Source organism: Streptococcus sp. 477, from assembly GCF_013277295.1.
Taxonomy (GTDB): domain Bacteria; phylum Bacillota; class Bacilli; order Lactobacillales; family Streptococcaceae; genus Streptococcus; species Streptococcus pseudopneumoniae.
This window is the reverse complement of the sequence record NZ_VMMQ01000067.1, coordinates 43,562-56,783: the sequence shown is the minus strand read 5'-3', so window position 1 is coordinate 56,783 and position 13,222 is coordinate 43,562. Positions and strand designations below refer to the sequence as shown.

At 32.2% G+C, this 13,222-nt stretch carries 12 protein-coding genes; 1 reads left to right on the top strand and 11 read right to left on the bottom strand.

The genetic code is table 11. The features are described 5' to 3' along the window. Positions 1-64: 64 nt before the first annotated feature. The 11 genes from ftsY to HT691_RS07970 all read right to left on the bottom strand — a co-directional run bounded on the left by ftsY (position 65) and on the right by HT691_RS07970 (position 12,244). Positions 65-1,354 carry a signal recognition particle-docking protein FtsY gene (gene ftsY / locus HT691_RS08025; protein ID WP_023933083.1) on the bottom strand — a complete coding sequence of 430 codons (1,290 nt, stop codon included), beginning with the start codon at positions 1,352-1,354 and terminating at the stop codon, positions 65-67. 3 nt (positions 1,355-1,357) lie between these two features. Next, a complete protein-coding gene (locus HT691_RS08020; RefSeq protein ID WP_050208148.1) occupies positions 1,358-2,176 on the bottom strand; it encodes a Cof-type HAD-IIB family hydrolase in 819 nt (272 codons plus the stop codon). Beyond that, positions 2,176-2,967 carry an HAD family hydrolase gene (locus HT691_RS08015; RefSeq protein WP_050208167.1) on the bottom strand — a complete coding sequence of 264 codons (792 nt, stop codon included), beginning with the start codon at positions 2,965-2,967 and terminating at the stop codon, positions 2,176-2,178. Before HT691_RS08015 ends, HT691_RS08020 begins: the two co-directional genes overlap by 1 nt. A 1,068-nt stretch (positions 2,968-4,035) precedes the next feature. Continuing rightward, positions 4,036-5,202 (bottom strand): nucleotide sugar dehydrogenase, encoded by a 1,167-nt coding sequence (locus HT691_RS08005; protein ID WP_000705670.1) that lies wholly within the window; start codon positions 5,200-5,202, stop codon positions 4,036-4,038. A gap of 21 nt (positions 5,203-5,223) precedes the next feature. Next, entirely contained in the window at positions 5,224-5,991 is a 768-nt protein-coding gene (locus tag HT691_RS08000) for a site-specific DNA-methyltransferase (RefSeq protein ID WP_000846118.1), read from the bottom strand. Continuing rightward, on the bottom strand, positions 5,975-7,201 hold the full coding sequence (locus tag HT691_RS07995; protein ID WP_001257305.1) for an MFS transporter: 1,227 nt from the start codon (positions 7,199-7,201) through the stop codon (positions 5,975-5,977). The genes HT691_RS08000 and HT691_RS07995 overlap by 17 nt, the downstream gene beginning before the upstream one ends. Next, entirely contained in the window at positions 7,188-8,072 is an 885-nt protein-coding gene (locus HT691_RS07990) for a hypothetical protein (RefSeq protein ID WP_240149818.1), read from the bottom strand. Before HT691_RS07990 ends, HT691_RS07995 begins: the two co-directional genes overlap by 14 nt. A gap of 50 nt (positions 8,073-8,122) precedes the next feature. Continuing rightward, positions 8,123-9,244 (bottom strand): hypothetical protein, encoded by a 1,122-nt coding sequence (locus HT691_RS07985; protein ID WP_001221832.1) that lies wholly within the window; start codon positions 9,242-9,244, stop codon positions 8,123-8,125. Between the two features lie 5 nt (positions 9,245-9,249). Beyond that, positions 9,250-9,720: a hypothetical protein gene (locus tag HT691_RS07980; RefSeq protein ID WP_000350878.1), complete on the bottom strand. Its 471-nt coding sequence runs from the start codon at positions 9,718-9,720 to the stop codon at positions 9,250-9,252. Between the two features lie 495 nt (positions 9,721-10,215). Continuing rightward, positions 10,216-12,072, bottom strand: coding sequence for a hypothetical protein (locus HT691_RS07975; protein ID WP_000744515.1), 1,857 nt, complete (start codon positions 12,070-12,072; stop codon positions 10,216-10,218). A gap of 100 nt (positions 12,073-12,172) precedes the next feature. Then, positions 12,173-12,244 (bottom strand): SHP2/SHP3 family peptide pheromone, encoded by a 72-nt coding sequence (locus tag HT691_RS07970; protein WP_142246351.1) that lies wholly within the window; start codon positions 12,242-12,244, stop codon positions 12,173-12,175. A gap of 79 nt (positions 12,245-12,323) precedes the next feature. On the opposite strand from HT691_RS07970, the gene HT691_RS07965 reads away from it, so the two are divergent. Further along, positions 12,324-13,175 (top strand): Rgg/GadR/MutR family transcriptional regulator, encoded by an 852-nt coding sequence (locus HT691_RS07965; RefSeq protein WP_023933071.1) that lies wholly within the window; start codon positions 12,324-12,326, stop codon positions 13,173-13,175. The last annotated feature ends 47 nt before the right edge of the window (positions 13,176-13,222 follow it).

The following is a 13,222-nucleotide window of genomic DNA, read 5'->3' as shown; positions in this document are numbered from 1 at the left end:
TGGCTTGAAGCCATAATAAAAAAATTTCCTGCAAGTTTGTAGCTTGCAGGATTTTTGCTTCTGATTAGATTAAACCTTCCAAGAGACCTTTCATAAAGTTTTCTGAGTTAAACTCTCCAATATCATCGATTTTTTCACCAAAACCAATCAATTTTACAGGAATATTGAGTTCTTCTCGGATGGCTAGAACAACACCACCTCGAGCAGTTCCATCAATCTTAGTCAAGACAATTCCTGTCAAAGGGGTGATTTTTGAAAATTCTTTAGCCTGTACCAGGGCATTTTGACCAGTTGAAGCATCTAATGCTAAGAAGGTTTCATGCGGTGCTTCGGGCACAACACGTTTGATGATGCGTCCAATCTTCTCCAACTCAGCCATGAGGTTGTCCTTGTTTTGCAAACGACCAGCGGTATCAATCATGAGAATATCGATACCTTCAGCTACAGCACGTTCCATACCATCAAAGACCACACTGGCTGGGTCAGCTTTTTCAGGTCCAGTCACAACTGGAACGTCCACACGACGGCCCCATTCAGCTAGCTGGGCTACCGCTCCTGCACGGAATGTATCTGCCGCAACCAACATGACTTTCTTACCTGCTTGTTTGTAGCGGTGGGCTAGTTTCCCGATAGAAGTTGTTTTCCCAACACCATTCACACCAACAAAGAGCATGACTGTCAAGCCATCTTGGAAGTGGATGCTTTCATCGTAGCTACCATCCTTTTCATAAAGCTCAACCAATTTCTCAATGATGACACGGCGCAGTGCATCAGGTTTCTTGGCGTTTTCAAGCTTGGCTTCGTAGCGTAACTCATCTGTTAAGTTAGAAGCAACTTGGACACCAACGTCACTCATGATCAGCAGTTCTTCCAATTCCTCGAAGAATTCTTCGTCAACAGAGCGGAAATTAGCAAAGAAGGCGTTCAAGCGAGCTCCGAAGCCTGTACGAGTTTTCTTGAGACTGCGGTCATATTTTTCCTGAACAGTTTCTTCTACCTGAGGCCTTTCTGCTTCAAGAACTTCAGAATTATTTTCTTCTACAGTTTCTAGGAGCTCAGTATTCTCTTCCTCTGGGACTTCTTCTGAGTTTAGCAATTCTTCGACTTCTTCTTGAGAAACTTCTACAACTGGCTCTGAATTCTGACTCTCTTCAACTGTCTCTTGATTATCCTCTTCTTCGAGCAAAGATTCTTCAGAACTTTCAACCTCTGCTTCTTCTTGAGAAACTTCCTCAGCTTCTGTAAGAGAAGACTCAACATCTTCAGACAAATCAAGATTTTCCAGAGCTTCTTTTACAACTTCTTTGATTTTAGGTTCTTCTTTTTTTCCGAATAGACGGTCAAACAATCCCATATCTTAGTTCTCCTTTAGCACATATTCTTCGATAGCCCAGGCGACAGCTTCCTCATCATTGGTCATTGGAGTTACCACATTTGCGACTGCCTTGACTTCAGGAACAGCGTTTTGCATGGCAACACCGAGTCCTGCCCATTCAATCATAGAAAGGTCATTGGCTTCGTCACCACAGGCCATGACTTGGCTTTGGTCGATTCCAAGATGGCTGATTAGTTTTGCCAAACCTGTTGCTTTATGAACATTCTTTGGTGACCACTCTAGCAACATTTCACGTGATTTAAAGATTTCATATTGGTCAAACAATTCTGGAGAAATCTTCTGAATGGCTGCATCCAAGGGTTCTTGAGCAAAGGCAGTCACGCATTTATTATAGGTCATTTGACTAGATAAGTCTTCAAAGTCCACTGGAACAAAGGTCAATGCTGGATTGAATTTAGCATAAAGACTTTCTTGGTCCGATTGGATTTGATAAACTGTTCCTTCTGAGATGGCATCAAGAGGTAGTGATAATTTCTCTGTTTCTTCATACAAACGTGCCACATCATCATATGAAAAGACTGTTTTATCAAGGATTTCACCTGTATTTTTCTGAACCAAACCACCATTAAAAGTAATGGTATACTCATCTTCTTGGCCGTCAGTCCCTAACTCATGGAGAAAGAAATCCATAGCTTTTAAGGGACGACCAGTTGTCAATACGACCTTGATACCACGATCACGCGCAGCTTTCAAAGTTGCCTTGGTACGATCCGTCAGCCTTTTATCAGTAGTCAGCAAGGTCCCGTCCAAGTCCAATGCAATCAATTTTATATCTACCATTATAAGCCCTCCATATAAGCTATAACCGACTGGTCTTTATGGTGACCAATCACAGTCTCTGCTAATTCTAAAATTTCTGGTCGTGCATTTTCAGGAGCTACAGGATGTCCCACAACCTGCATCATATGCAAGTCATTTAGATTGTCTCCAAAAGCCATAACCTGATCCATTGTGATAGCAAGTTTTTTGGCTAATTCAACAATGGCCACACCCTTATCGACATAGTCCAGAACAATATCAATGGATTCAAAGCCAGTTGTCATGGCCTTAACACCAGGGACATTTTCGTTTACCCAAGCTTCACCAGCTTCCAGCGTTTCTTCTGTGAAGTTGGTTGTAAATTTGAAAATGTCATCTTTAATATCTTCTAGACTCGCTACTTTTTGGATATTTTCATTATAATGCTGGCTCACTTTTAAATAAGTCTCATCAACCGTATCTAGCACATAAGAGCCCTTTTTACCAGTCAAAAGGAGCTTATTGATATCTACATAAGGTGACGTTTTCAGCTTTTCAAAAGTTGCCAGATAAAAGTCACGAGACATAGTCGCTTCATACAAGTCCTGACCTTGATACTCTACCAAACTGCCATTTTCCGCGATGAAAATAATGTCATCACGTACATCAGCAAATAATTTTTCCAGAGACAGAAATCCCCGACCCGAAGCCACCGCAAAGTAAATCCCTTTTTCCTTGTAGGAAGCCAAGAGAGACTTGAGACGATCCATATCAAAGCGTCCATTCCCATCTAGGAAGGTTCCGTCCATATCCGTTGCTACTAGTTTAATCATAAATTCTTCATACTCCAATTAATAAATCCACCTTCTATTATACCATAGAAAAAGCAAATAGCGCCTAATCCATTTGAGATTAGACGCTTGATAAACTCCCGACTTTATCACTTAATTTTTATCCAATATTACTTAACCCTTTAGTATAACTGGATTTTTTCTAAATTCCCAAACTAACTTCCACCGCCAATAAAAGTTGAAATTAATCTGATAAAAATCGAAAAACAAGTGGAATTCCAAGTCAGAGTAAGTTCCACTTGTTTATCGTCCAATAACAAGGAAGAGATGCTCGTCTTTCAAAATTGTCTTAAAGGTTTCTTCAGAATTGAGCCTGTATTCAATAGCCTTCCCTAGTTCTGAACCCTGTAAAACTGACTGGATCCGGCACCAAACAAAGAAGTCTTCCATTCAGGGTTGGAGCTTTTCTTGACGTTTCTGTAGTCGTTCATCAATCGACAATGTATCCCATCAATAAGCTAAGCCTTTAGCACCTAACGATGATTTCCCCACTTGCTTGGGCGTCGCTTCAAAAAACTCCTTTCTCACATGTGCCCAACAACCAACAAGTGCAGCTTCTTCCAGTTGACGATAAGCGGACGAGCATCTCGCAGTTTACCAAGCTTAGCATCGCTTTGCTCCTAAACCTTGGACTGCTATCGCATAAGCAGAATAAGCTCCATGAGATTCCTGCACTACTAAACCACTCCGTCGCTGATCATGATGGTAAAGCGTGATACCTTGTTGCTCATCTTTCCCTGACAAAAAAGTCTAATAATAGGTCTGCTGGCTATCACTTTTTAAGACCCAATAAGAGGTTTCTTTCGGATGAGGAAGAGGTTGTTATAGAAACTTTTCTTCTATAGTTACTTATCTTATAAAAAACATGTTATAACATAGTATATTGACATTGAAATAGTACACCGTTGTTTCTAAAACATTGTTAGAAATTGGTTTAACTTCCCCAATAAATTTGTTCAATTTTTATTTCATTTCGCTATAAATCGTAATATACTTTGATTTTCTCAAATATTATGTTATCGCAACTTCTCAAAAGTAAAATATTATTATTTAATCCCTATTAAATATATCTCTTGTATAAACTTTTTCTAATACATCAGACAATTCATCTGAAATTCTATTTGAAATAATAACATCCGATGTTTTTTTAAATTCTTCCAGATTCGTTACAACTTTAGCATCAAAAATCTCTTTTGAAGACAAAAACGGTTCATAAATAATAATATTTACATTATATTTCGTTAATTGTTTAATCACATTTTCAGTTGACGAATCACGAATATTATCAGAATCTTTTTTAGCTAGCAAACGATAAATGCCTACATTGTATATATTATTTTTTGTTATTTGTGTTGCTATAAACTCTGATCTTTTTTGGTTACTTAATACAATAGAATCTAACAAAACAGTTGGAAGGCCTTCACATTCACTTAACATATGTTTTGTATCTTTAGGTAAACAGTATCCTCCATAACCAAAACTAGGATTATTGTAAAATTCTCCGATTCTTTCTTCAGAACAAATTCCTTCAATGATATTTTTAGTATTTAACCCTTTCATAATGGAAAAACTATCAATTTCATTGAAGAACGCAATTCTCATTGCAAGGTATGAATTTGAAAATAACTTAATTGCTTCAGCTTCAGCTGAATTTGTCAGTAGAATCGGGGCAACTTCATTTAACGAGAACTCCGATAATAATCTTCCAAATCTTTGACAATATTCAGCTCTCCCTCCCAAAATAATTCTAGATGGAAATAAGTTATCTAATAATGCTTTTCCTTCACGCAAAAACTCTGGAGAAAAAATGATCCGATCTGTGTGAAATTTTGTATTCAAATAATTCGTAAATCCGATTGGCACTGTAGATTTTATAACTATATATGCAACAGGATTAATACTTAGGCAATCAGCTATAACTGATTCTATACCCTCAGTATCTAATACTCCTTTATTTTCATCAAAGTCTGTTGGTATTGCTATTATGATACAATCAACTTTTTCAAAGTACTTCTCATCATAAATACAAGCTTCGAATTTCAAATCTTTATTTAAAAAATATCTCTCCAACTCATAGTCGATAAATGGACAAATTTTATTATTAAGCTGTTCGACTTTCTGTAAATTAATGTCTAATCCAACCACGTCATGTTCCTGAGATAACAGGACAGATAAAGTCAAACCGACGTACCCCATACCAACTGTAGTTATTTTCATAATAGACCTTCTACTACTTTCTTATCTGTTTACATTCAGCGCACCCACTTGATTTAGTTTTTTTAAACCTAATTTATAAGTGGTTGGATTTAATTCATAGGTAATGAACTTTCTATTTTTCTTAAAAGCACACAAAGATGTAGTCGCTTGCCCCATAAACGGATCCAACACAACATCACCTTCCAGAGAATAAATATCAATAAGTTGATTGACAATTTGTTCTGGAAAAGCTGGTGGTCTTGTAGAATAATCCCAAGGTATATTCCAAATGCAGTCAATAAATTTAGTGCCCTCAATGTTTCTATCCCACACTATAAATTCTGACTTTTTCTTAAAAATCAATATGTATTCATAGTTATTTAGAATCAAAGACTCATTATTCGAATAACTTGAAGGATATTTTTCAACTTGATTTTTGATATATGAAGTATTATTCAAATTCCATATTATTGTCCCTTCAATATAGAAATTATGCTCCGCAAAGAATTTTTCAATTTCATGTTTGATATCGTAATACATATTTTGATTTTTTCTGCTAATTTCTACAGAACTGCAAATATTGATGCAAATTGTTCCTGTTTCTTTTAATATTTTACTACATCTTTCCCAAACACTATTTAGACTCTGAATATAGCCTTTATATGTTTCTGTTAACCCAATCTGATCATCGTGTTGATAATCAACTAAATTAAAATATGGTGGAGAAGTGATTATTAAATCAACAGAATCATTTTCTACATCTTCCATAGCTCTGGAATCACCTAAATAAGCCTTATTCTCTGTTTTCATGTTTTTTACTCCTTTTAGTTTTTTCTATTAACATATACGAGATTAATATCATTACAATCATAAAACAAGAAATCAATAAGATAGTTATTCTCATATTAAATATTTGAATTCCTACACCAATTATCGGATTTACCAACATTGTAACAAGACTAATTGAAAAGGATAGTCCTGATATAACTGTTGCTCTTGAATTGTCATCAACCCAAAGATGTAACATCTCCATGATAATAGGATCAAGAATATCTATGATAATGTACAACAGTAGAAAACTAAATATAAATGTGGCATTGAAAGGCAAAATTTGAAAAATAATGGAAATCATTAGTATCAATGATAGCAGCATAATTAATTTAGAAACTCTTATTTTTGATATTTTATAAGCTTGAGTTGCTACTATGCCACCAATGATACTATAAATCATAAACATAGCTCCATTAATAGATGTAGAAAATCCTATTTTAGAAAAATAATCTGGTAATAAAGCAAATACTACGTTAATTGCTGAGACAATAACCGTAGTAAAAGCGAACATGAAAAGAATTTTAGTAGATTTTAGCAACCTATGAAAAACTGAAAATAATTCTTTAAATTTCGGAACACCATTTTGATTAAGATCTTCTATAGAGTGTTTCTGATTATCTGGAATAGATATGATGATTATCATTGAACCTATAAGTGTAAAAGATTGTATAAAATATGGTAAACATCTTGTAATGCTATATAAACCACCTCCTATAAATGTAGCAATCCCCAAAGTCAGAGCGCTGATTAATTGTAACTTTCCTCGTATTTTCCCATAACTCTCCTCCTTGCCTTCACTTCTTAGAGATTCAAAAAACAAGGCATCATCAGCTCCACTTAAAAAAGCATTTCCTACTCCTTCTAAAACAAATGCACCTAGTATAACATAGTAAACATAGTCCTTCATTAGCAAGATTGATGAAAGAGTTAATAATGGAGTAATTGATAACAGAACTAGTCCCAATAGAACGATTTTCTTCTTACTAAACCTATCTCCTAAAATTCCGGAGGGAATCTCTGAAACTAATTGTGAAAATAGAAAAATAGATTGAAAAAATGCAAATTGTACTAAAGATAATCCCAAAAACTGAACAATAAAGATAATATTTACTATTCTAGTAAATCGTAAATTTGTAAAAATGATATATAGATAATATTTTAACTCTGATGAAATTTTATTGCTTCTCATACCACATTCCTTCTAATTCATCTTTTACTAACCAAAAATTATCAACATCAAAAGATTTAAAAATAGCTTCCAATTCTATTCTATTCATAAATTCATGAAACAATGGATCAGATTTTCTAGTTTTATTCAAAGATGCTGATTCAAAAATACCTATTTTCCCATTATTACTCCTATGCATGCGATTTCTACAACTAAGAGATGGCATATCTATATATATTTTGGGATATATTTTATTACTGATTCTCCAGGCTTTGCCAATTGCTTTACACTGACTTAACTCTTCACAAACTATAATTTCTTCAAAATTTTCTTCAAAATATTCTGAAATGAATTCTGGTAAATACGAAATGATTGATCTACGAAAATGAAGTAATAGTTCTGGTCCAAATACAATATTCTTTGCACTAGGCACTAAATCATACAAACCTTTTAATTCATCATCACTAAAGTTATGTTTTTTTAATATCTTATCAATCATTTTATAAGATAAATCTCTTCGAATTATTTTTATTTCAATGCCTACACGTTTTCCTAGCTGTTCAAAAAATATTTCTAAGCGTTTAACAAATTGTTGCCATCTTTCTTTTTCACAATCATCTTTACATGATTCAATAGGTGTATCCACATATATTGCACAATTTAAATTTTTCATGATGGCCTCATTAATAGGCATCAGTATATCAAAGTAAAAATTGATAGCCAGATTATCAATTTTTGCATCACAGCGATCAATACAAGCCCCCCCAACAACAAGACTGTTATTTGGAGAAAAATTACTTGTTTCATCAAAAACTATTAAATTATCCCTAAAACTAGCATCATAATTTAAGTCATTTAATGAAATTATCTGATTTAAATCTTTTTTATACATTTTTTCACTAGTAAATTGGAAAAATCAATATCTTCAATCACAGGCATGTATTATCTTCCTTTCAATAGTCCTTTTTCAAGCATAATTCTAATAATTGAACGAATACCGCTCTCTTCCTTATATTGAATTTCATTTTTTGATTCATACACCGAACCTTCATTAATATATGATATTATATTGTCGAAGATTTCTTCTTTATATCTTGTACTAATATTAGAAAATGCTTCTCTTACTTTAGTCACACCTTCACTTTCTTCAAGTAACTCATCTGTTGAAAATAAATATCCATACTTAGATAAGGTATTACAATTCCCAGAGATTTGATTATATTTTTCAAGCAATAATGCCTGAGAATAATTTGAAGGCAAAAAATAATGTGGTTTTAAGCCTAATTCTAAACTCTCTAAATAAAATGTCAAACCAGGTGTTGTAAATATCCTACTTGCTTCACATGACGCTGATAGAAACTCTTTATGGGACATTACTTTAAATGTAACATTGTAGTCAAAACGGTTGTTTGATTCAATCCATTTTTTCTGCGTCATGTTACAAGCACAATCAATCTCATATTTATCAATATTAGGTATTTTTGAAAAAAGTTTTAGATAAAATAACATGTACTTTTTGAAAAATACATCATTTTCATATGGAGTAACTATACCAGCGAAATTTAATAGAATTTTATTGTTTTTGAAATCTTTTGTTTTTGTTATTCCTTCCGTATTAATAATAGGATTTATTGTTTGGATATTCTTATACTGCGATAAATTATTGGGATCAATAAAAGCATTTTGAACAAAATAAATATCATATTCGTTAATCCCATCTAGGGGTTTTTCCCACATCCAACTTAGACTATCAACAAATACACTTTTTACATTTAAATTTGTATCTCGTTGAATTTTAGGAATATTCAGATTCATAACATTAATTAAGAGTTCATAATTCTTAATATCTACTATTTTCAAAAAGCTTTCAGACCTAATTTCATCAGTATCACACTCGATGTATTCTAATCTATTACCAAAGTTGGTCTTAAAAAAATTTATAGATTCTCCATTTCCGCAAAATGTAATCTCTTTATATCCCATCTTCAATAGCTCTTTGATAATAGAATATAATTTGGAAGACGGACCAAAACCAAAATTTGTAGTTACTGTCAAAATTCTCATAACAATCACCTAATAAATATATGCTTTTCTATGTACTTTAATATTTTTAACCATTCAAGTTTATCTGGAAACTCATCTTCAGAATCATAATAAATAACATGAACCTGAGTACCTGTTGTGTGTAAACCTTCATACAATGGTGTTTTTGAACCGATTCTTTTGTTAATTCCTAAGACAATAGGAATAGAGTGCGCTGAAGCCCAACCAAGTTCCACAGCACATCCATAACTATTATTTGGAAAAGTAATATATACATTACTTTGTTTCAGTATCGAATAATCTCTAAGGGTACATTCTAAAGAATCTGCAATCTTTTTGCCAAATTCTTCTTCCTCTAGAGCACAAAACACATTATGACCATACGATCTCAAATCAGAAATAATCCCCTTAATTCTGGACTTTGTCGCAGTTTCTAACGGACTTTTCAAGTTCGGATTAATTATTCCTGTGATTGGTGTACCTAAAAAAATATCCATTGTTATTCATTCCTTTCTTTCGTTTCATTCAATGCACAACACTGAGTTAAAAAGTATTGTGCTCTTTGTTTAAAACTATAATATAAAACGTGAAAACATATCACTATTACAAATCGCGACGAGGCGATTAAGTGAGTGCTTCAGCCAATACATTTGAAAAAATCCATCATTATAACTGTAGTTCATCCTATTAGGTACAACCAACTGTGACCATAATACTAAAAAAATCAAATAGAAAACTAGGAAGCTTGTCTTGTACATCTCAAAATACTGATTTTATAATGAAGATAAGACTAGAATGCTAATTAATAGATTTACAGATAAATATCTGATATCTTGTATTGCTTTACGATTTCTTAAGATTATAATTAGTAAATTTATTATTAGATAAGCGACTTGTTTATAAAAAGAAATAGGCCTTTCTCAAATTTGGTGAAGGAATACTCCTCGTGTTTCAATTACTCAAAATTAGAGTAAATAATAAATATATTACATTTATATTTTTTCAAACTTTCCCTCACAATTATTTATTAAATTGAAGAAACATCTACTAATAGCTATTCCCCCATTCTGAATAATAAATAGCTTAAGATAATAGCTTTGAAGTAAAGTATCCTCGTTAAAACAGATCTCTCCTTCAACTACTTTAGTTCCAATATTTTTAAAACGTATTCTTTTCAACTCTGGTGAGGTATTTGATGACTTTTCTACATATGTTGGTAGCTGTACTCCTAAGTAAACATCTCCTCTATGTTGTGGAGTAATAACAATCTTATATTTTATTCTTAATCTTTCTCTATCATAATTATCACACATAAAATCTACTTCTGGCATGCCTGTCATTGAAGTATTTTTATCACCGCACCTATAACAATAGAAAGAATTAATATTGAATAAATTGTTAGTTTCTGGAATATAGTTGCAACCAACACCCGAACTTCCACAACAACATATTTTTTTGAAAATACTACTTTCATCAATTATAGACCTAAAAATATTATATCGATCAAATTCGAAAAGCTCGTCATTTTGGTTCTGAATCATTATTTCAGCTATCTTTTTAGAAATAGGATTTACTCTATTTATTAAATTTTGTTCAAAATTTAAATATTTTTCTTCTGTCACTCCATAGGTACCTCTGCGTGTCATTTGCATGTAATCTGCTAAAACATTATTAGATAACTTTTTTACCTCATGTTCACTACTTAATAACCCAGACGAAACATATGAAGCAAGTCGCGATAAAATCATTTTGCTACTTTGGGTTAATCGGACAATCCCATTTATATTTTCAAGTGATTGATCTACTTTTCTAGTATTTGGGAGTCCAATATTAACAATTGAAACAAACGGCTGTACATCATTTAATTTATTATGAAGTTTGGTTCCAATATTTGTCAAATTTGAATCTGAAAAAATTTCATATATCTCTGGATTATCAATCGATTGAACAGCAATAGAAGCAACAATATTTCTTGCTATTCCATCGATAGCATCTAATGTTAAGTTGAATCTAGAATCATACAATCTACAATCATTAAACGGAAAATTACTACAAGATAATAAAAATAATGTTTCAACATTTATAGAGCTAATACGTATTGCTTTACTCTCATCCTTAAAAAAAGATTGCCCTTGATGGCCCCAAGAAGGAGCAAATTTTTCTTGTTGAGGAATTAATTTATTAAAACCATGCAAAGTGAAATCAGCTAAATTTAGATGATCTTCTTTTCCATGTCCATGAAAAACTAATTCTGACCAAGATTTTTCTTCCAAAAGATTTTTTATATTTTCATTTTCAAGCCTTTTTATATCAAAAATATCCCATTTGTTTTTTGTTTCACTAAATTCATTTAACTTTTTATGCGAAAAGACTGCTTTTCGTACTTCTTTTTCACTTTTTGAGTAAAACTGCTTTCCTATCATCCAAGACAATGAAGATAGATCTCTTCCTGTCAGTATGTACAGTTCAATATTATTTTTCTTACAATATTCTAATATAGTCAAAATTTTATATTGTGAAAAATCTTTATATAGTCCTATTACTACCAGATTTTCTATGTTTATCATCTCATTTAAAGAGGTCACCCACTTCTTACAAAATAACCTACAGTTTTTATAAAACTCTAAATCAGAAGATAGAGTGATCCCTGCATCGCATTGGTAAATTGGCGTTGTTTTATAGCATTCGGAATATTCATTGTTAATTCGCTTGATATTATGAAGTAAATCTTCTCTTTTGTGGTCAACAAAAATAGGAATTTCTCCTTGAAAATTTAAACCCATAGTATTAAAAGCATTCGAATACTCTTGTACATTATTTGATATTTTAAATAAATTCTGTTTTTTCAATTAAAGCCTCCCAAATTATAAATACCGTATTTTATACTATGTATCTATAAAATCTTAAGTCTTTAGATACTCTAAAGACTTAGGTGTACACCTAAGCATTTTACCCACCAACAATTATGATAATATCCATCACCAAAATTACAATCGGCAAAATTTTCGAAATTTTTTTCATAATTAGACTTCCTTTCCGTTTTTATTTATTGTACAATAAATAAAAACGGATTTAATTTTTGTTGGGAAAATGGGAAATTATGAAATCAAAACTTGGCATCACACTTAGAAAAGTTCGTAAAGGAAAACAAATTAGTCTATGCTCTGTAGCAGATGAACATCTTTCAAAATCTCAAATATCTAGATTCGAACGTGGGGAATCAGAGATATCTTGTATTCGACTTATCAATATTTTAGACAAATTACACATTACTTTAGATGAGTTTCTTGTTTTACATAATGAAGATTATACTAATGCTGAATTATTCGCTAATTTGGTTCAATATATTCGTAAGCAATATTCATCATATAACATCAAAAATATAGCTGCTCTACTTTCTGACTCATCACATTACACTTTAAATTCTTTCGAGAAAACAATGATAAAATCCATTCTACATACAATGGATTCCAGCATTATTCCATCAAATAAAGAATTACTTCAATTGACAGATTATCTCTTTAAAGTTGAAAAATGGGGTTACTATGAAATCACTTTATTAGGTAACTGTGTACGAACAATAAACTACAACTCCTACTTCCTATTAACAAAGGAAATGATGAACAATTACATCTACTCTTCATTGAATAAAACAAATAAGCGAATTGTCACTCAATTGGCCATCAATTGTCTAATTCTGAGCGTAGATAAGGAAGAATTTTCAAACTGTACTTATCTAATCACCGAAATAAAAGCATTATTAGATAATGAATTAAACTTTTATGAACAGACAGTTTTTCTCTATGCAACTGGTTACTTTGAATTTAAGCGTCATTCAGATAGCGGAATTGAAAAAATGAAACAGGCCATACAAGTGCTTGATATTTTAGGAGAAGACAAGTTAAAATTACACTATACTAGCCATTTCGATAAACTGGTAAACAAAGAATAGATGAAATGATTCTCTACTATTTAACATTTTACAAATCAAGGGTGTCT